This is a genomic window from Dyella sp. SG562 (assembly GCF_011759495.1).
GTDB lineage: Bacteria > Pseudomonadota > Gammaproteobacteria > Xanthomonadales > Rhodanobacteraceae > Dyella_D > Dyella_D marensis.
Genome location: NZ_JAAOYS010000002.1, coordinates 380,805 through 402,085, shown reverse-complemented (window position 1 = coordinate 402,085; position 21,281 = coordinate 380,805). Strand labels below are relative to the sequence as shown.

The 21,281-nt window shown below is 66.0% G+C and carries 21 protein-coding genes and 1 riboswitch; of the genes, 10 read left to right on the top strand and 11 right to left on the bottom strand.

All coding sequences use genetic code 11. The annotated features are described in order from the left end of the window. Nucleotides 1–84: 84 nt before the first annotated feature. The gene (locus tag FHW84_RS05155) at nucleotides 85–687 is read left to right on the top strand and encodes a type IV toxin-antitoxin system AbiEi family antitoxin domain-containing protein (protein WP_167253085.1); all 603 of its coding nucleotides are present in this window, start codon (nucleotides 85–87) and stop codon (nucleotides 685–687) included. A gap of 5 nt (nucleotides 688–692) precedes the next feature. Beyond that, on the top strand, nucleotides 693–1,541 hold the full coding sequence (locus tag FHW84_RS05150) for a nucleotidyl transferase AbiEii/AbiGii toxin family protein (RefSeq protein WP_167253083.1): 849 nt from the start codon (nucleotides 693–695) through the stop codon (nucleotides 1,539–1,541). Nucleotides 1,542–1,622: 81 nt separating this feature from the next. Here the strand turns inward: FHW84_RS05150 and FHW84_RS05145 are convergent, their stop codons facing one another. The 4 genes from FHW84_RS05145 to FHW84_RS05130 form a co-directional block, all read right to left on the bottom strand. Continuing rightward, nucleotides 1,623–2,504 (bottom strand): hypothetical protein, encoded by an 882-nt coding sequence (locus FHW84_RS05145; RefSeq protein ID WP_167253081.1) that lies wholly within the window; start codon nucleotides 2,502–2,504, stop codon nucleotides 1,623–1,625. Between the two features lie 14 nt (nucleotides 2,505–2,518). Beyond that, nucleotides 2,519–2,593: riboswitch (S-adenosyl-L-homocysteine riboswitch) on the bottom strand. A gap of 111 nt (nucleotides 2,594–2,704) precedes the next feature. After that, nucleotides 2,705–3,091 carry a hypothetical protein gene (locus tag FHW84_RS05140; protein ID WP_167253079.1) on the bottom strand — a complete coding sequence of 129 codons (387 nt, stop codon included), beginning with the start codon at nucleotides 3,089–3,091 and terminating at the stop codon, nucleotides 2,705–2,707. Between the two features lie 5 nt (nucleotides 3,092–3,096). Continuing rightward, complete coding sequence (locus tag FHW84_RS05135) at nucleotides 3,097–4,779, bottom strand: cyclic nucleotide-binding domain-containing thioredoxin-disulfide reductase (RefSeq protein WP_243867893.1); 1,683 nt, start codon at nucleotides 4,777–4,779, stop codon at nucleotides 3,097–3,099. A gap of 90 nt (nucleotides 4,780–4,869) precedes the next feature. Next, a complete protein-coding gene (locus FHW84_RS05130) occupies nucleotides 4,870–5,088 on the bottom strand; it encodes a hypothetical protein (protein ID WP_208399634.1) in 219 nt (72 codons plus the stop codon). 23 nt (nucleotides 5,089–5,111) lie between these two features. Between FHW84_RS05130 and FHW84_RS05125 the strand changes: the two genes are divergently transcribed. The 4 genes from FHW84_RS05125 (at nucleotide 5,112) to FHW84_RS05110 (ending at nucleotide 9,920) form a co-directional block, all read left to right on the top strand. After that, nucleotides 5,112–6,584 carry a DUF6438 domain-containing protein gene (locus FHW84_RS05125; protein ID WP_208399633.1) on the top strand — a complete coding sequence of 491 codons (1,473 nt, stop codon included), beginning with the start codon at nucleotides 5,112–5,114 and terminating at the stop codon, nucleotides 6,582–6,584. A gap of 100 nt (nucleotides 6,585–6,684) precedes the next feature. After that, nucleotides 6,685–8,085: an ATP-binding protein gene (locus FHW84_RS05120; RefSeq protein WP_167253073.1), complete on the top strand. Its 1,401-nt coding sequence runs from the start codon at nucleotides 6,685–6,687 to the stop codon at nucleotides 8,083–8,085. Next, nucleotides 8,082–8,747, top strand: a complete 666-nt coding sequence (locus FHW84_RS05115) for a response regulator (RefSeq protein WP_167253071.1) — start codon at nucleotides 8,082–8,084, stop codon at nucleotides 8,745–8,747. Before FHW84_RS05120 ends, FHW84_RS05115 begins: the two co-directional genes overlap by 4 nt. Before the next feature lie 84 nt (nucleotides 8,748–8,831). After that, the gene (locus tag FHW84_RS05110; RefSeq protein WP_167253069.1) at nucleotides 8,832–9,920 is read left to right on the top strand and encodes a S41 family peptidase; all 1,089 of its coding nucleotides are present in this window, start codon (nucleotides 8,832–8,834) and stop codon (nucleotides 9,918–9,920) included. 39 nt (nucleotides 9,921–9,959) lie between these two features. On the opposite strand, the gene FHW84_RS05105 is transcribed toward FHW84_RS05110, so the two are convergent. From FHW84_RS05105 to FHW84_RS05075, 7 genes are all read right to left on the bottom strand, one after another. Then, nucleotides 9,960–10,436, bottom strand: coding sequence for a PhzA/PhzB family protein (locus FHW84_RS05105; protein WP_167253067.1), 477 nt, complete (start codon nucleotides 10,434–10,436; stop codon nucleotides 9,960–9,962). Nucleotides 10,437–10,656: 220 nt separating this feature from the next. Further along, nucleotides 10,657–11,502 (bottom strand): PhzF family phenazine biosynthesis protein, encoded by an 846-nt coding sequence (locus FHW84_RS05100; RefSeq protein ID WP_167253772.1) that lies wholly within the window; start codon nucleotides 11,500–11,502, stop codon nucleotides 10,657–10,659. A 5-nt stretch (nucleotides 11,503–11,507) separates the two neighbouring features. Continuing rightward, nucleotides 11,508–12,137, bottom strand: coding sequence for a pyridoxal 5'-phosphate synthase (locus FHW84_RS05095; RefSeq protein WP_167253065.1), 630 nt, complete (start codon nucleotides 12,135–12,137; stop codon nucleotides 11,508–11,510). Nucleotides 12,138–12,139: 2 nt separating this feature from the next. Continuing rightward, nucleotides 12,140–12,514 carry a hypothetical protein gene (locus tag FHW84_RS05090; protein WP_167253063.1) on the bottom strand — a complete coding sequence of 125 codons (375 nt, stop codon included), beginning with the start codon at nucleotides 12,512–12,514 and terminating at the stop codon, nucleotides 12,140–12,142. Beyond that, nucleotides 12,511–14,367, bottom strand: a complete 1,857-nt coding sequence (locus FHW84_RS05085; RefSeq protein WP_167253061.1) for an anthranilate synthase family protein — start codon at nucleotides 14,365–14,367, stop codon at nucleotides 12,511–12,513. Before FHW84_RS05085 ends, FHW84_RS05090 begins: the two co-directional genes overlap by 4 nt. Then, entirely contained in the window at nucleotides 14,364–14,990 is a 627-nt protein-coding gene (locus FHW84_RS05080; RefSeq protein WP_167253059.1) for an isochorismatase family protein, read from the bottom strand. Before FHW84_RS05080 ends, FHW84_RS05085 begins: the two co-directional genes overlap by 4 nt. Nucleotides 14,991–15,043: 53 nt before the next feature. Continuing rightward, on the bottom strand, nucleotides 15,044–16,462 hold the full coding sequence (locus FHW84_RS05075; protein ID WP_167253057.1) for a 3-deoxy-7-phosphoheptulonate synthase class II: 1,419 nt from the start codon (nucleotides 16,460–16,462) through the stop codon (nucleotides 15,044–15,046). Nucleotides 16,463–16,683: 221 nt separating this feature from the next. Between FHW84_RS05075 and FHW84_RS05070 the strand changes: the two genes are divergently transcribed. The 4 genes from FHW84_RS05070 (at nucleotide 16,684) to FHW84_RS05055 (ending at nucleotide 21,277) form a co-directional block, all read left to right on the top strand. Next, entirely contained in the window at nucleotides 16,684–17,730 is a 1,047-nt protein-coding gene (locus tag FHW84_RS05070; protein WP_167253055.1) for a methyltransferase, read from the top strand. Between the two features lie 202 nt (nucleotides 17,731–17,932). Next, on the top strand, nucleotides 17,933–18,262 hold the full coding sequence (locus FHW84_RS05065) for an antibiotic biosynthesis monooxygenase (RefSeq protein WP_167253053.1): 330 nt from the start codon (nucleotides 17,933–17,935) through the stop codon (nucleotides 18,260–18,262). Nucleotides 18,263–18,328: 66 nt separating this feature from the next. Next, a complete protein-coding gene (locus FHW84_RS05060) occupies nucleotides 18,329–19,555 on the top strand; it encodes an FAD-dependent monooxygenase (protein ID WP_167253051.1) in 1,227 nt (408 codons plus the stop codon). Between the two features lie 57 nt (nucleotides 19,556–19,612). Then, the gene (locus tag FHW84_RS05055; RefSeq protein ID WP_208399632.1) at nucleotides 19,613–21,277 is read left to right on the top strand and encodes an NAD(P)/FAD-dependent oxidoreductase; all 1,665 of its coding nucleotides are present in this window, start codon (nucleotides 19,613–19,615) and stop codon (nucleotides 21,275–21,277) included. Nucleotides 21,278–21,281: the final 4 nt, after the last annotated feature.

Below are 21,281 nucleotides of genomic sequence, written 5' to 3'. Positions count from 1 at the left end.
GCCATGGGTCAGGGGCGGACGAGCGCCTGTTCCGAAACGTCGGTAGTTATTCCAAAACTACCGACAATATGGAACACTCCGGCCATGACCAGTCCGGCCGCCCTTGCAAAGGCACTCATTCGCCGCCGCGGCGCGGTTCGTTCTCGCGAGCTTGTCGAAGCGGGCGTCGCCCGTGCCCAGGTTTCCCGCCTTGTCGCGGCGGGGGATCTGATCCGGCTTTCCCGCGGCGTCTACACCCTTCCCGGGGTGCCTCAGGCAGAGGGCGATGAAGGCGTCCTGGTGGTTGCCCAACGCATTCCCGGCGCGCGCCTGTGCCTGCTGACCGCCCTGCGCCTGCATGAACTGACTACACAGGCACCGTTCGAGATATGGATCGCCATCGGCAACAAGGATCGCGCGCCCCGGCTGGACTGGCCTTCACTGCGAGTCGTCCGATTTTCCAGCGAAACGCTCGCCACCGGTCTGGAGATACATAAGATCGGTGGCAGATCGGTGCGCGTAACCAGCGTCGCGAAAACCATCGCCGACTGCTTCAAGTTTCGCAACCTCGTCGGGCTGGATGTCGCTATCGAAGCCCTGCGTGATGCGCTTCGCGCGCGCGCCACCACCGTGGACGAGCTGTGGAAGTACGCGCGCATCTGCCGCGTGGCCAAGCTCATGCGTCCGTATCTGGAGGCGATGGCATAAACACGATGTTCCCTGCCGCCGGCCGCTCGGCGTCGATCCGGCAACGCCTGCTCGATCGGGCTCGCGCACGGGGCGAGGACTTTCAGCTCCTGCTGGATCGATTCGCCGTGGAGCGCTTGCTGTACAGGCTCTCCATTTCCTCGCACCGTGACCTGTTCCTGTTGAAGGGAGCGATGTTGTTTGCACTCTGGTTCGACCAGCCGCACCGGCCCACGCGCGATGCCGACTTCCTCGGCTTCGGCTCGCCCGACCCGGAACGGCTGTCAGGCATCGCGCGCAATCTCTGCATGATTCACTTGGACGATGGCCTGCACTTCGATCCCGATGCCATCGTGGTGGAGTCGATACGCGAGGAAGCGAGCTACGAAGGCCTGCGCCTGCGCCTGCGGGCTCTGCTTGGGAACGCACGGTGCCACGTGCAGTGGGACGTCGGCTTCGGTGACGCCGTCACTCCGATGCCCATGGAAATGGATTATCCGGTGCTGCTCGACGAATTTCCGGCACCGCATCTGCGGGTCTATCCACGAGAGACGGTGTTTGCCGAAAAACTGGAAGCCGTTGCCACACTAGGCATTGCCAACAGCAGGATGAAGGACTACTTCGATCTGCTGGCGCTTGCTCGCGAAGGCGCCATGGATCGGCCAGTACTGGCCGCAGCCATCAGCGCCACATTCGCTCGGCGCGGGGCTGAGCTGCGCGACGAGATTCCGTTCGGGCTGACAAAAGAATTTTCTGCCGATGCGCAGAAGCAGGCGCAATGGAACGCCTTTCTGCGCAGGAACCGCCTTTCCGCTCCGGATCTACATGCTGTGGTCGATGAGATACGGGCATTCATTCACGCCCTGGGCCTTTAAGCAAGGCAGAAGGGGCGAGAACAATTAGCTCCACTCGCCCCCTTCAAACCATGGCTTTTAAAATACGTCCGAATGAAACGCTCAGGCAGCTTGGATTGCCAATCGCCTCTGCAAATAAGCCGCAAAGCGCTCCGCCGCCTCCGGCCGTTCCCCAAGATGCAAGAACGGCTCGATCATTTCCAGTTCCATCAGCAGGAAGCGGCCCTTGCAGATCACGCCATCGACGCGCGCATAGGCACTGTCGGCATGGCCTAGCGCCGTCGCCGCGGCAAGGGCGCGCCTGGCGCTGGCGATCAGCGCCGGATCGGGATCGACGACGTCGGCTGTCCCTCCGAAATCCGACTGCACCCGGTAATCGCCGGCCGCCGCCCGTTTGATCACGGCATGGCTGTACTCGCCGCCGAAGAACAACAGGGACCATTCGCCATCGCTGACTACTTCAGGGACGAAGGGTTGTACCAGATATTCGAATTCCCTCGGCAGTTGCGCCACGACCTGCTCGAACGCGGCATCGCCAACGACACCGCGCGCCGTATACCAGGCCGTGCCGCTGACCGTCGGCTTGACCACCACTTCCTGGCCCGACATCCGCGCCAGCGTCTGCCGCAGCTCGGTTCCTGCCGCGATGGTCGTAGGAATGATGTCGACGCCCTGCGCCGCCAACTCCGGCAGATAGCGCTTGTCGCTGTTCCAGCGCAGCAAGGCTTTATCGTTGATCGTCGGAATGGGCAAGTGATCCAACCACTCGACGAACGCTGCGTAATGCTTGAAGTAATCCCAGGTGGATCGCATCAGCACCGCGTCGTACCGCGACCAGTCCACGCCGGGGTCGTTCCAGACACAGGGCGTCGTCTCGATGCCAAGGCTTAGCAGCGAATCCGCCAGGTGCCGGTCGTCCGGATGGATGCCCGGAACCATCGAGGACGTGGCGATGGCGAGACGGTGTGTAAAAACATGGGACATGGCAAGTCCTCCATCGATGGAGGGCGCCTTGCTGGGATATCGAAGCCGAGCGTGGCGGATCGAGTCCGTCGCAGCACCCCTCGGGTTCGACTGCGCGGCGAACGATCGGCGCGCAATGACTGGCATCGCTCTGGCGATGCGCGGGTAGTCTCGTGGACTTGCCTGCGCTTCGTCAATGTTCCCAGCGGCGCCGCGAGCCATTAAACGGGGACAACTGCGCCCGCTTCTTTTAACTCCTGGCAACAATGCGCCGCAAACGAAAACCGCCTGCCCGGCGCAAGCAGATGTGGCGTATGGCACTCCCACCACGCCGCTGCGGACGGCGAGCTGGCGCGCAGGACCTCGATCGCGTCGATGACGTTAACGATGTAACCGATGGATGGTCGCTCCTCCATCGGGGCGGCGCCCAATAGACGCTTCAACCGCGCCAGCACGCTGCGATGCTTTCCAAGAACGCCGACGGTGATCGATACAACAGGCTGTGAGTACGCCGTCTCCGCCAATGGCAGAACCAGGCCAACCCACGCTCCGCGGATGCTCGCAGGAGCCTCACCCGGTGGAACATCAATGATCCGTATCTGTTTCAAGGCGCTCATCCGTTCAAATGCGACCAAACCTTTGAAATGACCACCGACCCCTCGCCCACCGCCGAAGCCACCCGCTTCACCGACCCCGCCCTTACATCCCCCACCGCAAAAATCCCCGGCTGCGACGTCGCATAAGGCGAATCCGCCCCCACCGCATCGCCCGTTTCGACAAAGCCTTTCTGATCCAGCTTCACCAGCCCCGACAGCCAGGACGTATTCGGCTCCGCCCCCACCATGATGAAGAGCGCACACGTCGGCAGCGTGTAATCCGATCCATTGATGCTGTTATGCACGGTGACGGCATCGATCCGTTCGCCACCATGCAACAGGCGCACCGAGGAACCGTATTCGATGGTGATCTTCGGGTCCGCTTCCAGTCGGCTGGACAGGTAGCTGGACATCGACGACGCCAGCGAGGTGCCGCGGACGAGCAGGCGGACGCGGTTGGCCGAGCGGCTGAGAAACATGGCGGCCTGACCGGCAGAATTGCCGCCGCCGATCACCAGCGCCTCGCCGTCCTTGCAATAGCGCGCTTCGTTTTCCGTGGCGGCGTAATACACACCAGCCCCTTCGAACTCCGCCAACCGGTCGATCGGCAGCCGCTTATATTGCACCCCCGTCGCCACCACGATGGCGCCAGCCAGGATGCGCTGCCTATTGTCGAAGGTCGAACAGAACTTGCCGTCCTCGCGCCGCTCCACGCTCACCACGCGCCGCGGCATGATGAAGCGCGTGCCGAACTTCATCGCCTGCACTTCGCCGCGCCACACCAGGTCGGCGCCGGAAATACCGGTGGGAAAGCCCATATAGTTTTCGATCCGGCTGGACGTACCGGCCTGGCCGCCGACCGCGAGGTCTTCCACCACGATCGCGCTCAAGCCTTCGGCCCCGGCATACACGCCGGCTGCCACACCGGCGGGGCCTCCGCCGACGATCAGCACGTCCACTGCCTCCTCGTCGGCCAGCTCGAAACTCAGGCCCAGCAGCTTGGCGATCTTGTCCGGCGTCGGTTCGTTCACCACGTGATCGCGGCCGAAGATCACCGCCGGCCGGTCCGCGGGAATCGCACAGCTGGTGGCAATGCATTGGGCTTCCGCGCTGCCCAGCGCGTAAGACGCATACGGCAAACGGTTGCGGCTGGCGAATTCGCCGACGCGCTGGATATTCCGGTCCAGGTCTTCGCCGATCAGCACCAGGGTGCCGTCGCGCTCGTCGAGCTGGCGGCGCCGGCGTGCGGCGAAGACGGTGATGATGATGTCCGACATCTCCGGGATCTCGGACATCAGCCGCAACATGGCGGTGCGCGGCACCTGGAGCACGCGGGTGTCCTTGACCGCGCGCATCGGCAAGGCCCATACGCCGCCGTTGAGGAAGGAAATCTCGCCCATGAACTGGGTCGGTCCCAGCGTGGAAGGGAAATGGCGTTCGCCCGTAAAGGGGTTCACCACTTCGATCTCGCCGTCCTCCACATAGACGAAGCGGTCGATCGGGTCGCCGAGCTGGACGACAAACTCGCCCGCCGCATAGCGCACCTCGGTACCTTCCGCCCGCATCGCCGCGACGTGCGTGCTGGCCAGCGGCACGCGTTGCATTTCCCTCAGGTCACGCCCGATCGTTTCCACTTCGATTCTCCGTTGGTACGTGTCTTTACCGGACGTAGGTTGGGGTGAGCCACAGGCGAACCCCAACAGTACGATGCGTCAGAGTGTTGCTCGTCGACATAGATCAGCCCCTCGTTCCGGGCGGCCAAAGACAGCTTGTAAGCCATAAGCGCCCCGCTATCTCTTCAGGAGTGTAAGCCCGAGCCCCTGGGATTCGATGGTCAGCGAGAAACTTTCTCTGTTGAACTTCCCGGGGAAAAAAACTTCCGCCCTGTTTCCCGAAGCGGTACGAACAACCAGCCGCCCATCCTCGAGGCTGATTCTGTAATCGCCCAGTGCAACCGGCTCATGCGGCGGCGTGCCCGCATTTATCTGCTTGTTCTCGATATTCGTCATCACAACCCCCTTTGCGAAAGCGAATGGTCCCGCCGAACGGGGCATCGTGTCCATGGACAACACCCTGCCTGTCGCCTTCGGCCAACTTCCGACCCCCTCCGGAGCCGGATAGACTCGCCAGGTCAGACGCCTGCGCAAACAACGATTCGGGGGAATCCATGGCTGCACGTAGTTTCCGTCTGTCCGGCATGATCAAAGCCGTATTCCTGCTTGCGATCACGGCAGCTATCGCACCGACGGCGGCGAGCGGCACGGACAACGTCGAAATCAGCCTCACGCGCTCCGCCTGCTTCGGCGCCTGCCCCGCCTACAAGCTGACCATCGATGGCCACGGCCTGGTGCATTTCACCACCGGCACGGATCCGGTCGACGAAGTGGACAAGCTGCACCGGCGCTACGCCCGCGCCAGAGGCGTGCTGCTGCCGGGTACGCATGAGGATCGGATCAGCCCCGAAGCCGTGCAGGCGCTGCTCAAGCAATTCGAAGCGGCCAATTTCTGGCGGCTCAAGAACGAGTATCGAGCCTTGGCCACCGACAGCCCCACCCAGGTGGTGAGCCTCACGGTGGGCGACCGCCATAAGCGCGTGGTCGACTATATGGGCACCGAGGCCGGTATGCCCGATGCGGTGCGCAACCTGGAAGAGGCGATCGACCGCGTCGCCGGCAGCGACCGCTGGGTGAAGGGGACCGCCGGGCTTATTCCTTGGCTGGAGCAGGCGCATTTCGATTTCCACTCGAACCAGGCCACGGTATTGGCGCTGGACGGCGAAGCCGACCAAGCGGACGAAGCTACCGTCCTGGCGCTGATCGAACGCGGCGCGCCGCTGGATCAGACAGCCTTGCCGCCGGGAATCCTGCCGGGTGAAGTCACGGTTGCCGGCGTCAGCATGATCGGAGACTCGATCCGGCGGGGGCACGCGGAGGTGTTCAAGCGCCTGGCGAAAGACGGCTGGCTCGATCGCTTTGGCAAGGCAAAGGCCGTCGAGAGCTTTGCCGACACCGCGGCCGGCTGCTCTCCTGCCTTGGTCGATGCATTCGCCGATGCCGGTCTCGATATCGATGCCGCCCCGGCTCGCAACGCCGATAGCGATGACGAGCAGCAAGAGCGGACGGCGCTGGCAAAGCTCGCGGCTACCTATAACTGCTGGGAAGACAACTCCGCCCGCATCCGCACCGCCGAGCGCCTGCTTGCACGGGGCGCCCATCCCAACCACCGCGACAGCAAGGGCCGCACGCCGCTGTACGGTGTGGAAAACCTGGACCTGCTCAACGTGCTGCTCGCGCACGGCGCCGATGCCTCGCTGAAGTCGAACGACGGCAACAGCATGCTGTTCGGCAGCTGGACCGACGCCATCGTGCTGCGCCTGCTGGAAGCCGGCGCGAGCCCGAAGGGCCGGTATGACGATGGCAGAACGCTGGCCCAGCAGGCCAAGGCCAGAAATATGCGGCGGGTGCAGCAGTGGCTGGCGGCGCATCCAGAGGCGCTGCGGCGCTGATCGGCGCGACGAAGGCCTGGCCGGCGCGCAACGGCTTGCCTAAGCTGATGCGCTACCGGATCCCCGGGGGCAGCTTTCTTCCTTGCACGGTATCGCGCCTTTGAAGCTATCCATCGGCTACCGCCTGTTCCTGGCCATCTGGCTGACGATTATCGTCGCCGGGGCGCTGGGCGTGGAGCTGGTGCGGTGGCGGCTGCTGGACAACTTTGCCGAGCACCGGCTCGATACCGACACGCACTTTCTCGACGCGCTGGGGGCCACGCTGGAGGCCAGCTATCGGCAGCAGGGCGACTGGTCGTTTCTTCCCCGCGATACCGCACAGCGCAAGGCCTGGTTGCGCGACGCGTACGAGCGCTCGCGTACTGGCGCGCCCGATGCAAAGTCCGGAGCCTCGAGCGTGGCCTATCGCATCGGCCTGACCGATACGCGCGGCCGGTATCTGGCGGGCGCCGTCGCATCCCCTTGGCTGATCGCCGCTACCTCGATCGATCGTGCCGCGCACCCGCTGAGCGTCGATGGCCGCGCGATCGGCAGCCTGCTCGTGGCCTATCCGCAGCACCCGGACGATGCGCTGGCCGTCGCCTTCCTGATCGATCAACAGAGCCGCCTGGCCTGGGCGCTGGTCGCCGCCCTGCTGCTCAGCATCGGCGTCGCCTGGCTGCTGGCCGTCCATGTGCGCCGGCCGATCCTGCGGCTGGTCACGGGTGCGCGCAGGCTCGAACATGGCCAGTTCGCGACGCGCATCGAGGTGACCCGCACCGACGAGCTGGGCGAACTCGCCAGCGCCTTCAATCGCCTCGCCGCGCGCCTGCAGGAGGTGGAGCGGATGCGCCAGCAGTGGATCGCGGAGACCTCGCACGAGCTGCGCACGCCGCTGGCGGTGCTGCGCGCCCAGATCGAAAGCGTGCAGGACGGTGTGCGCGCCGCCACGCCCGGGCACCTGGACTTGATGGAGCGGCAGGTGCACTCGCTCAACCGGCTGGTCGATGACTTGCACGAGCTGGCGCGCGGCGATCTCGGGCAAACCCGCTACGCGCTTGTGCCGCACGATGTGTGGCGGATGGCTTGCGAGGTCTTCGCCGACTTCTCGGCGCGCTTCGGCACTCACGATCTGCAGGCATCGATCGGCGCCGCGCCGTCGCGCTGCGTGGCGCCATGCGATGCCGCCCGCATCCAGCAAGTGCTCGCCAATCTGCTCGAGAACAGCGTCCGCTATACCGCCGGCGGCGGCAGCATCGCGCTTACCGGCGCCGTCGTGGACAACACCATCCGCATCGTCGTCGACGACTCCGCCCCGGGCGTTCCGGCGGCATCGCTCGAACGCCTGGGCGAACGCTTCTTTCGACTGGAGGAATCGCGCAGCCGCAGCTCCGGCGGCTCCGGCCTGGGTCTGGCCCTGTGCCGGCAGATCCTCGCCGCGCATGGCGGCCGCCTGGTGTTCGCGCCTTCTCCGCTGGGCGGCTTGCGCGCAACGATGATCCTGCCCCTGGACGACCGATGACCGCACGGATCCTGATTGTCGAGGACGAAAGCGAACTCGCCGCCATCGTCGCCGACTATGTCGCCGCCGCCGGCTATACCGCCGAGGTGATCGCCGACGGCAAAGTCGCGCTCGAACGCGCCACCAAGGCCATGCCCGATCTGATCGTGCTCGACCTGATGCTGCCGGGGATCGATGGACTGTCGGTGTGCCAGGCCCTGCGTGCGTTTTCGGAGGTGCCGATCCTGATGCTCACCGCCAGGGTCGAGGAAGTCGATCGCCTGCTGGGCCTCGAAGCCGGCGCCGACGATTACCTGTGCAAGCCGTTCAGTCCGCGCGAGCTGGTGGCGCGCATCAAGGCCATTCTGCGCCGCACGCACGCCGATGCCGCGGATCGTCCGCTGTGGCGGATCGACGAAGCCGCGCGATCCATTCGCGTCGGCGCGCATCCGCTCGATCTGACACCGAGCGAGTACCAGCTGCTGGCAACGATGCTGCGGCGTCCGGGCATGGCGTATTCGCGCACGCAGCTGCTCGACGTGATCCAGCGCGACAATCTGGACGCCAACGACCGCACCATCGACACGCACGTCAAGAACCTGCGCCGCAAGCTCGCCGCCGTGCTGCCGGAGGTGGAGATCATCCATTCCATCTACGGCGTCGGCTACCGCGTCGACTGGTAACGCCACCGCCTTCCACACAATTTCCCCACATTGTGCCCGCAGCCTGTGCTGGCCGGGCGATGGCGCCCATACACGAGAAGTGCAATGAACAGGCGAACGGGGATCTTCGTGGCGATGGCTGCGATCGGCATGGCGGGCCTGGGGAGCGTGGCGGTGCTGGCCTGGCCCGGCGGGCCGGACCAGGGACCGCCGCAGAAGGATATGGCCATCGACAAGGCCGCGCGCGATGCGGTGCTCGAAGGCGTCATCGCCAAGCTCGATCGCGGCTACGTCTTTCCGGACAAGGCGGCAGCGATCGAGAAAGACCTGCGCGCACGCATGGCGCATGGCGATTTCGATGCGATCCAAAGTGCCCAGGGCCTGGCCGAACGCCTGACCGATCTGCTGCAGGGCACGACCAGCGACAAGCATCTGGAGGTCCGCTATTTCGAGCAGGCCATTCCCGCGAGCGCCGATGGCGGGCCGTCGCCGCAGGAGCAGGCCGCCGAAGACCTGCACCAGAAACAGGTCAACTACGGCTTCGCCAACGTCGGCCGCCTGCATTTCAATATTGGCCTGCTCGAACTGCATGCTTTCGGCCGCCCGCAGCACACGGTCGAACGCACTGCCGCCGCGATGAGCCTGCTGGGCGATACCGATGCGCTGATCGTCGATCTGCGCGAATGCCATGGCGGCGATCCGGAGACGGTGATGCAGGTGGCCAGCTATCTGTTCGACCAGCCCACCCATCTCAACGACATCTACTTCCGCGACGAAGGCCGCACCGAGCAACGCTGGACCACTGCCAGCGTCACCGGTAAACGCTATGGGCAAACGCGGCCGCTGTATGTGCTGACCAGCGGCGAGACCGCGTCCGGTTGCGAGGACTTCGCCTATGCGCTGAAGAACGCCGGCCGCGCCAGGATCGTCGGCGAGGTGACCGCTGGCGCCGCCCACGCCGGCTCGCCGCAGCGCCTGAGCGAGCATTTCATGATGTTCGTGCCCTCGGGGCGGCCCATCAACCCGGTGACGCATGGCGACTGGGAAGGCACGGGCGTCATACCGGACATCAAGACTTCCGCCAAAAAGGCGCTCGACACGGCGCAGCTGAAGATCCTGCAGGGCATGGTGGCGAGCGAACGCGACCCGGCGCGCAAGGACGATATGCAGCGGAGCATTGGCGAACTGCAGTAGCGCTGCCACCGCAGGTCCGAACCAGCCGCGCATCTTCGCTCAGGCGGGAATGCCCTCGCGCTTGATGGCAGGAAACGGAATGCCCAGCGCGCGCATCTGCTCATACGGATTCATGAACTCGCGGCCCTGCTTGATCTTCCCGTTCTCCATATGGAACGAGTGGATAAAGTGGTTGCGGTAGATGCCCGGCGGATAGCCCGGGAACAGGATCTGGCCCTCGCCGTCGCATTCGACCCAGAAGCGGTTGGGGTCCTGGGTTTCGAAGATCTGCACGTTGGTCCATTGCCAGTCGGGGAAGCATTGCAGCGACCAGGCGCCGTGGGCCTTCAGGGCTTCGTGGCCGTAGGAGGCGATCGGGCCGCCGGTGTCGTTGGTCCACAGGCCGCCGCTGCCGTCTTCGGTGAAGAGCTGGTAGCGGGTGAGGCGGCCTTCGCCGCGGCGGCTGAAGTAGTCTTCGATGACGCGGCGGTGTTGGGCGCGGAGGTCTTGGTCGGTGGTGAAGTTGGTAGTCGACATGGGTAGTCCTCTTGTCTGTGCGTATGCCTTCAAAACTTGGAACTCTTCGCCCCTCCGGGGAGAAGATGCCGGCAGGCAGATGAGGGGCGGGTGCTCGCGGTGGCGCTTCTACGGAGGGAAGAAAAAGCTTTTGGGTTTCGCGCCCGTTCGCTCACGGCTCCGCCCGGCCCCTCACCCCAGCCCTCTCCCCAGAGGGGAGAGGGGGTAGGTTGCGGGGGCGCTATGCCTTCCAGCGCAGCAGCTCGCCGCGCGCTACTACTGTGGCGGCGCCGGAGACTTCGATCGGGCCGATCGCCTCCATCGAGCCATGGATCGTCGCCCGCATCAGCGAGCGCCTTCCCATCTCGACACCCTGCAGAATCTCGATGGCGGTGCCGAACTCCAACAGCCCATGCCGTATCAGATGCAAGGCCAGCGGCCCCGCCGCCGACCCCGTCGCCGCATCCTCCGCCACGCCATAGGCCGGCGAAAACATCCGCATGCGCCAATGCCGCCCTGCCCCGGCAAAACAATTCACCGCCACATCGGGCAAGGTCGCCAATACCCGCAGATCCGGCTTTACCGCCGACAGCGCCTCGACCGTCGGCAGCCCGACGAAAACATGCCGCGGACCGATGCGATACACCTCGACGGGCAAGGTCGAACCCTCGATGCCCAAGCCATCGATCAATACATCAGCATGCTCGTACGGCAACCACGTCGGCACCGGCTGCACCATCGACGCCGCGCGCACCACGCCTTCGCCGTCGCGTTCCAGCTCGAACGGTATCGTGCCCATCGCCGTGGCCATCCGCAGCGTACCGCTATGCCCGCGCTGCCCCAGCACCACGGCCGTGCCCAGGGTTGGATGGCCCGCGAACGGCAACTCGTTCACCGGCGTAAAGATCCGCACGTGCACGTCGGCACCGGCCGGCGGCGGAAACACGAACGTCGTCTCCGACAGGTTCAGCTCCCGCGCAATGCGCTGCATGTCCTGCGCTTCCAGCCCCTGCGCATCGAAGAACACCGCCACCGGATTCCCTTCCAGCGGGTTCTCGGTAAACACATCCGCCACGGCATAAGGCATCGCTTTCAAGGCTGCAGCCTCCGCCAGTTCCAGGCCTGCCCATCGCGGTCGTAGCGCAGACGCTGGTGCAGGCGATCCGGCGCGGCGTGCCAAAACTCGATGCTCTCGGGGTAGATGGCATAGCCCACCCAGCCATCGGGCCGCGGCAAGCCCAGCGAGGCAGCGAGCGCCGCGTTCGCTTCGTCGCGCAGCGCGGCCTCGTCGTCAAGCGGCGCACTCTGGCGCGACACGAACGACATCGCATTGGTGGTGATCGGCCGGCGGCCCCACAACGCGTCGGAGACCTCGGTCGACACCAGGCGCGTCGGCCCGGCGATGGTGATCTGCTGCTTCGTCTCGCGCCAATACAGCACGCCCGACGACCAATGCGTCTCGTCGATCTCCCGGCCCTTCTGGCTATGCCGGTGCGTGGTGAAGATCAGCGCATCCGGCCGCACCTCGATCACGTGCACCATGCGCGCGGAAGAGCGCCCCTGCGCATCGGAAGTCGCCAGCGCCATCGCGCCGCATTCCGGCACGCCCAGCTCGCGCGCCGCGTCGAACCAGCTGCGGATCACCGCCATCGGATCGGCCGGCGGCGCGCCGAATACGCTGGTATCGCGCGCGGCCACCGTCGCCACTTCGTACTCGGCCATGGTCAGGCGCCTCCCCGCGGAAAGCCGACCTGCGCATGCCCCGGCGCCGGGGCACCGGTGCCGGCCAGGCCAAACCACGCGGTGGGCGAGCCCTGATCGATCAGCGCTTCGACGTCGAAGCTGGAACGCCAGGTCGGCGGATAGCCGATCAGCTCCGTGGCGCGGTTCGGCGGCAGCGACTGGCTCATCGCCTCGTGGTGCTCCCACAGCACCACCGCGCCCCACAGGTTGTTGGCGGGATCGGAGATCCAGAACTTGGTGCGCATGCCGGCAATCGCTTCCCACGGCGCCACGCCTTCGCCATGCAGATAGCCGCGCAGCGATTCGATGGTCTGCGCCGAGCGGTCGAGATTCCACCAACTTATCGTAGCGATCATGATGAGAGCACTCTCTTGACGTTGGATGCGATGATGTCGACGCCGCGCCGCGTCAGCAGCGATTCGGCGTGGAACTGGATGGAAGCGAAGCGGTCGCCGCGCAGCGCGTGCACTTCGTTCGAGGCCAGGTCGCGGCTTACTTCCACATTGCCGGCGCCCTGCACGTTGATCGCGCTCGCCTCGCACTTGGCGACGAACGAGTTGTAGAAGCCCACCCATTCGCGGCTGCCGAACAGGTCGATCTCCTTCTGCACGCCCTGGTTCGGTTCCGCGCGCGGCACCAGGTCCAGGCCCAGCTCCAGGCACAGGATCTGATGGCTGAGGCAGACGGCCAGGAAGGCCTTGCGGCGCGCCAGCAGCTCGCCCATCGCGTGGCGCAGGCTCGCCACGCGGCGGTCGCGCACGTCGCGCGGATCGCCGGGCCCCGGCCCCAGCACCGCCACGTCGCAATCGCTGTCGAACAGATCCGGATCGGTGCAGCTCTTGATGGTCACTTCCAGGCCGATGGCTTCCAGTTGCTGGGCCAGCATGGCGGTGAAGGCGTCTTCGGCGTCGATGATCAGCGCGCGGCGTCCACGCAGCGACGGGTCGACGCAGATGCGCTGGCTGCTGTCGGTCAGCCAGAAGTTGGCGACCGCGCCGTTGCGCTTGCCGAGCGCGGCCTGCACCGCCGGCACGCCGGCAAAGCTGCGCGTCGCCTGCACACCCAGCGCCGCGAGCAGCGCTTTCGCCTTGGCACGCGTCTCCTCGGCCTCGGCGTGCGGCTGCGAGTGGCGGACAATGGTGGAGCCGACGCCGATCTTCATCGAACCGTCGGCGGCGATCTCCGCGGTGCGGATCAGGATCGCGGAATCCAGACGCTCCCCACCCGCGGCATCGTTGCCGATCAAAGCGATCACGCCGGCATAGAAGCCACGCCCCTCGCGCTCCTGCCGCGCGATCACCCGGCAGGCGTTCTCGATCGGGCTGCCCGTCACCGTCGGCGCAAAAAGCGTCTGCCGCAGCACGATGCGCGCCTCGGCCTGCGTGCGGCCTTCGATGTAGTACTCGGTATGCGCCAGGCGCGACATCTCTTTCAGGTACGGTCCGCGCACGGTGCCCCCGGCCGGACAGAAGTGCGCCATCATCTTCAGCTCTTCGTCGACCACCATGTAGAGCTCGTCGACTTCCTTCTCGTTGGTGAGGAAATCGAGCACGCCGTCCAGCGTCGGCCCGGTCGACGGATACCGGTAGGTGCCGCTGATCGGGTTCATGACGGCGACGCCATCCTCGACGCTCACATGCCGCTCCGGGCTGGCGCCGATAAACGTGCGGCCGCCGACGTGCACGAGGAAGGTCCAGTAGGCGCCGGATTCCTGCACGGCCAGCCGGCGGAACCCCGCCAGCGCGGTAGCCAGTGAATAGCCGTGCAGCTTGGCCCGGTAGGTGCGCTTCAGGACGAAGTTCGCCCCTTCGCCATGCCCGATCTCGTCGTGGATCACCCGGCGCACCGCTTCCTCGTAGGCCTCGTCCTCCATGTCGAACGCGCCCTCCGAAAGGTGCAGCGCCACCTCGGGGAAGACTTCGAGCACTTCGTCCAGCGGATACACCTCGCGCTCGCGGATCTGGATCGCGCACAGCCGCTCGCCGTCGTCGATGCAGGCAAAGCCGCGCTCGCGCAGCTGGGCGTAGGGAATCAGCACCAGCACGCCGTCCCTGGACTCGCCCGTCTCCGGCAGGTCGACGAAGGACTCGCAGGTCCGCGCGTGCCCCGCGTAGGCCTCGAGCAGGCGCGGACCGGTGCCGTTCTCGCGCACGATCAGCGCGAACGCGTCACTCACGCTGCCGCTCACTATCCGTTCGAGCAGGCTCATTGCACGACCTCCGCGGTGGTGAGGACGACGGCGCAGCAGCGCGCCGCATGCTCCAGCGCCATCAGATGGCGTTCCAGCGAGAAGTCGGCGGTGGCGTCGGCCACGACGAAGGTTTCGATGTCGTGCGAGAACGACTCCAGCGCCGTGGTGAGAATGCCGATGTGCGCATACACGCCGCCGATGATCAGCTGGTCGCGCCCATGCACGCGCATGCGCGCCTGCAGGTCGGATTTCCAGAACGCGCTGTAGCGCCACTTCTTGAATACCCAATCGCGGTCTTCCGGCGCCAGCTCGTCGATCACGGCGCGGTCCTCCGGCGCCACCTGCATGCCGTCGCCCCAGAAGTCCCGCAGCAGGCCGCGCTCGTCGCGGCTCATGCCGCCCGGCTGCGCGGTATAGGCCACCTGCATGTCGTGATCGAGCGCGAAATCGCGGATCGCGCGCAGGTTGCGGATCAGCGGCACATCCAGGCCGGCCTGGCGCAGCGGGCGCAGGAAGTAGCGCTGCATATCGTGGATCAGGAATACCGCGCGGGCCGGATCGATGGTCCAGCGCGGGATATTCCGCGGCAGTTGCCCGGACACGGGCAGGGTGTAAGCGCTGATCGCGGGAATCCCGGTCATGGCGTCTGCAAACCTCTTGATGTCGATAAGGCGCGAGTCGAAAGAAGCGCGGGTCAGATAACGGCGACAGGCCTGGGTCCGGTAGCGGTGCGTTCGACGGCCTTGGGACCGGAGCGCTCCGCCTTGGTGATCAGCATGGCCAGCTCCATCGCCTGCTCGTAGTTGAGGCGCGGATCCACCGCCGATTTATAAGCGCGCTGCAGATCCTGCTCGGTCAGGCTGCGGGCGCCGCCCAGGCATTCGGTCACGTCCTCGCCGGTCATTTCCAGATGCACGCCGCCCAGGCGGGTGCCTTCGGCCGCGTGGATCTGGAAAGCGGTTTCCAGTTCGTAGCGGATATTGTCGAAATGCCGGGTCTTGATGCCGGTGGGCGTGGTTTCGGTATTGCCGTGCATGGGGTCGGCGACCCACAGCACGTGGCGCCCCGCGCGGCGCACCGCCGCGAGCAGCGGCGGCAGGGCCTCGGCGATGTGCTTGCGCCCCATGCGGGTGATCAGCGTCAGGCGGCCCGGCTCTTCGTGCGGGTTGAGCACTTCGATCAGCTGCAGCAGATCGTTGGGCTTGGTCGCAGGGCCGACCTTCAACGCCACCGGATTCTGCAGGCCGCGGAAGTACTCGACGTGCGCGCCGTCGATAGCGCTGGTGCGCATGCCGATCCACGGCAGGTGCGTGGACAGATTGAACCAGCCGCGGCGATGCGGCACGCGGCGCGTCACCGCTTCCTCGAACGGAAGCAGCAGCGCTTCGTGCGAGGTGTAGAAACCTGCGCTGACGCGCTCGGTGCCCATCTGCCCGCCCAGCGCATGCAGGAAGCGCCAGGAATTGGCGATTTCCTCGACGGCCGTGCGGTATTCCAGCGCACGCGGCGACTGGTCGATCCAGTCCAGCTGCCAGTACTCCGGATGGCGCAGGTCGCCGAAGCCGCCTTCGAACAGCGCACGCGTGAAGTTCAGCGTCAGCGCGGAGAAGGCATAGGCCTGGAACATGCGCTCCGGATCCGGCTGCCTGGCGAGCGCATCGAATTCCGGCGCATTGACGATATCGCCGCGGAACACCGGCAAGGTTTCGCCGCCGATGGTTTCCTGGTCGCTCGAACGCGGCTTGGCGTACTGCCCCGCGAAACGGCCGACGCGGATCACCGGCTGCTTGAGTCCATGCCCCAGGATCAGGCTCATCTGGAACAGCACTTTCAGGCGATTGACGATGGTGTCGGCATCGCAATCGCCGAAGCTCTCCGCGCAATCGCCGCCGTGCAGCAGAAAGCGGCGGCCTTCCTGCGCGTCGGCCAGCGCGCGCTTCAGTTCCTGGATCTCGCCCGACGTCACCAGCGGCGGCAGCTTGCCGATGCGCCGCACGACCGTATCGAGCCTGGCGCCGTCCTCGTACGTAGGCTGGTGCAGCGCCGGGCGTGCGCGCCAGGACGACGGATGCCAGCCGCCGTTCTCCCGCGTGTGGCTGTGTTGACTGCTCATCTCACCGACCTCCGTGTGCGACGACATGGATACGCCGGCCCTGACCGGCGGTACGCGATGCAGCGCCGATTTGCATCGGCGGATCGGCAAGCTAACAAAACGCATCGGGGCAAAGAACCGTAGAAAACCCGGTAAGCGTCGCCGGTGCATGTGCATTACGTTGCGCACGCCAGCTACGCGACTGGCCTATGCCATCGCCCAACCAACCCGAGGAGCGCCACATGTCAACGCAAGCCGAAGCCGTGCGCGAGACGCACGCCGCCGCCGACGTACCGCCGCATTACCAGCTGCTGCAGATGATCACCGGTTACTGGATGACGCAGTCGATCTATGTCGCCGCCAAGCTCGGCATCGCGGATCTCGTCGCCGACGGCCCGCGCCAGGTGGACGATCTTGCGCGCGCCTGCGGCGCCCAGGCGGACCTGCTCAACCGCGTGCTGCGCGCGCTCAGCAGCGTCGGCATCTTCACCGCGCACGGCAAGGACAGCTACGGCCTGACGCCGCTGGCCAACCTGCTGCGTTCGGACCTGCCCAACACCATGCGGCCGCAGGCCATCATGCATGGCGAGGAGCAGTACCGCGCCTGGTCGCACGTGCTGCAGAACGTCAAGACCGGCGAGATTGCGTTCGAAAAGGAATACGACAAGACCTACTTCGGCTATCTCGCCGAGCATCCGGAAGCCGACCGCGTATTCAACGAAGCTCAGGCCGGCTACACCAAGGAAGTGGCGGGCGCGGTGGTGGATGCCTACGACTTCACGCCGTTCGCCACGGTGGTCGACGTCGGCGCCGGCTACGGCCCCATGCTGCTGAAGCTGCTCGGCCGCTATCCGTATCTGCGCGGCATTCTGTTCGATCAGCCGCACGTCGCCGACGCCGCGCTGGCGCGCATCCAGGCCGCGGGACTCACCGGCCGATGTCTGGCCGAAGGCGGCGATTTCTTCGCCGCGGTGCCGCCGGGCGGCGATGCCTACATCCTGTCGCTGCTGCTGCACGACTGGGACGAGGAGCGCAGCATCGCCATCCTCAAGAACATCCGCCGCGCCATCGCGCCGAACGGCCGCCTGCTGGTGGTGGAGCTGGTGCTGCCGGAAGGGCAGACGCCGTTCTTCGGCAAGTGGCTGGACCTGCATATGGCGGTGCTGCTCGGCGCGCGCGAGCGTACGGCCAACGAGTTCCGCGATCTGTTCGCGGCGTCGGGTTTCAAGCTGCAGCGGATCATCCCCACGTCCACCGGCATGAGCATCGTCGAAGCGGTGCCGGTCTGAAGACACGCAGCGATGTGGACATGCCGTGAACTTCGCCGGTGCCGATCGCACTCGGCGAACGCAGCCAGACGAGTCCGTAGAAATTACCGATGTGCTGCGCCGTTCCGCTCGCTACCGTCGAATACGCCCCGGCACCGAGCAGCGTGCCGGGTGTCTACCGAGCCATCGACTGGCCATACCCCCGTACGTCAAGGAATTCATCATGACCAAGAAGCAAGCCGTTATCCGTGCCGACGAGACCGTCACCTTCATCAGCGTCTTCGACGTGGAGCCGGAGAAGCAGCAGCAGCTGATCGACGTGCTCAACGAAGGCGCCGAGAAGGTGATCAGCAAGCGCCCGGGCTTTATCTCCGCCAGCGTGCTGGCCAGCAAGGACGGCACCCGCGTCGTCAACTACGCGCAGTGGAAGTCGCTGGACGACGTCAAGGCCACCCGCGAAGACCCCAACGCCGCGCCGTTCGCCAAGCGCATGGCGGAACTGGCCAAGGCCACGCCGAACGTGTTCACCGTGTCGTCGGTGCATACGGCCTGATCGCGCCGGAACCGGGCGCCGCGCGGCGCCCGGTTCCAACCGCTGCCTGCCCTGGGAGGGGATTGCATGAAGTCGTCCGCGCAACAGCCGCGCATTCTTATCGCCGGAGCAGGGATCGGCGGCCTTGCCTGCGCCCTCGCCCTGCATGCGGCGGGCTTCCGCGACGTGATCCTGCTGGAATCGGCACCGACCATCGAGCGCGTCGGGGTGGGCATCAATGTGCAACCCGCGGCGGTGGCGGAGCTGAGCCTGGTGGGACTGGGCGACGAGTTCGAGCGCAGCGGCATCCGCACGCGCGCCATCGCCTACCTCGACGAATTCGGCCGGCAGCATCGCAGCGAGCCGCGCGGCACGGCGGCGGGGCATCGCTTTCCGCAGTACTCGCTGCATCGCGGCGATCTTCAAGCCATGCTGCTGTATGCGGTGCGCGACCGGCTCGGGCCGGAAAGCGTGATCGGCGGCGCCCGGGTGGTCGCCTTCTACGAATCGGACAACACGGTCACCGTGCGGCTGGCGTCCGGTGCGGCGCTGGGCGTCGACGAGATTTCCGGCGACCTGCTGATCGGCGCGGACGGCATTCATTCCAATGTGCGGCGCCAGCTGCATCCGGAGGCGATGGCCGTGCGTTCCGGCGGGCTGCAGATGTTCCGCGGCGTGACCGAGCTGCCATCGTTCTTCGATGGCGAGACCATGATCGTCGCCAACGACAGCAGCAAGCGGCGCCTGATCGCCTACCCCATTTCCGCGCGGCATGCGCAGCAGGGCCGGGCGCAGGTCAACTGGGTCTGCATGATTCCCGACGAACTGCTGCCGTCGAGCTCGGATGTGTGGTCGCGCGAACGCGTGTCGGCGCAGGACGTGCTTCCCCATTACGCCGGCTGGACCATGGAGACGTTCGACCTGCAGGCGATGCTGGCCGGCAGCGACTCCGTGCTGCGGCAGGCCATGGTCGACCGCCCGCCGCTGCCGTGGTGGGGCAAGGGCCGCGTGACCTTGCTGGGCGACTCGGCGCATCTGATGTATCCGGTCGGCGCGCATGGCGGTTCGCAGGCCATCGTCGATGGCTTCGAACTGGCCGACACGCTGGCCGCCAGCACCGACCTGGTGCAAGGCCTGCGCGACTACGAGATCCGCCGGCAGGCACCGACCAGCAGCATCGCCCAGGCCAACCGCGACCGCGATGCGGCGGAGCGCTCGCTGGCCGCGGCGGCGGGCGCCGACAAGGCCGCCGAGATCGACCGCATCACCCGCACTTACAACGCCGTTGCCGAGCGCTCCCCGCGCAGCGGCTAGGCCAAGCTTTTTCCGTGCCATACGCAGGACCCAAGCCATTCTCAAGGAGGTTATGTCGTGGACATCGATCGGAAACCCGCAATTGACGCCATCGTGATCGGCACCGGCATTGCCGGCATCTATGCGCTGCACAAGCTGGGCAACGAGCTGAAGCTCAAGGTGCGCGGCTTCGAGAAGGGCGCCGGCGTGGGAGGTACCTGGTTCTGGAACCGGTACCCGGGCGCGCGCTCGGATACCGAGAGCTTCGTCTACCGGTATTCCTTCGACCAGGAAACCTATGACGGCTGGAACTGGACGCAGAAGTACGCGTCGCAGGGGCAGATGCTGGCCTATTTGAATGCCGTGGTGGATCGGCATGGCCTGCGCCCGCTGATCCGCTTCAACACCCGCGTGGTAGCGGCGACCTTCGACGAGGCACGCGGCGTCTGGGCCGTGGAGACCAGCGATGGCGAGGTGGTGGAAGCGCGCTACCTGGTCACCTCGGTCGGCGTGTTGTCGAAGCTCAACAAGCCGGATCTCCCCGGCCTCGATCGTTTCGAGGGACGCCAGGTGCATACGGGTGCCTGGCCGGACGACCTGTCGCTGGAAGGCAGGAAGGTGGGCGTGATCGGCACCGGCTCGACCGGTGTGCAGTTCATTCCCGCGGCGGCCGCAGTGGCCGGGCACCTGACGGTGTTCCAGCGCTCGGCGCAGTACTGCGTGCCGGCCGGCAACGACCAGCTGTCGCCCGACTTCATCCGCGAGTACCGCGCCAACTTCGGCGGCTACTGGGACCAGCTGCGCCAGACCCGCATCGCCTGCGGCTTTGCCGAAGCCGGCGTGGCGGCCATGTCGGTCTCCGCCGAGGAGCGCACCCGCGTATTCCAGGAGCACTGGGATGCCGGCAACGGCTTCCGCTTCATGTTCGGCACGTTCTGCGATATCGCGATCGATCCGGCGGCCAACGAGGCGGCCTGCGATTTCATCCGCGAGAAGATCGCCACCATCGTCACCGATCCGGCCACGGCCGCGAAGCTCTCGCCGCGGGAACCCTACGCCAAGCGCCCCGTCTGCGCCGACGGCTACTACGAGACCTACAACCGGCCGAACGTCGAGCTGGTCGATCTGAAGGCGAACCCGATCGCCGAGGTCAACAAGCGCGGCGTCCGCACCGCGGACGGCAAGCAGCACGACCTCGACGTGCTGGTCTATGCCACGGGCTTCGAATGCGTGGAAGGCAGCTATCGCGAAATGCGCATCGCCGGCCGCGACGGCAAGCTGCTGGTCGACCACTGGGGCGACCGGCCCTGCAGCTATCTCGGCATCAGCGTGCACGGCTTTCCCAACCTCTTCATGGTGCTGGGGCCGAACAGCGTATTCAGCAACCTGGCGCCGGCGATCGAGACCCAGGTGGACTGGATCGCCCATCTGGTGGGCCGCGCCGAGCAGCTGGGCCAGCTCACGGTCGACACCGATGCGACGGCCGAGGACGAGTGGACGGTGCAGTGCGAACACATGGCCGCGTACACGCTGTTCCCGCAAGTGAAGTCGTGGATCTTCGGCGCGAATATCGAGGGCCGGCCGAACCGGGTGCTGTTCTTCTTCGGCGGGCTGGCGGCTTATCGTGAAAAGCTGGCCGAGATCGTGTCGAGCGGCTACGCGGGATACAGCTTTGCGCCGGCGGCTTTTCATACGCCGTTGCGGGTGCCTTCGAGCGATAGTGTGGCGACGCCGATTGCCTGAGGGC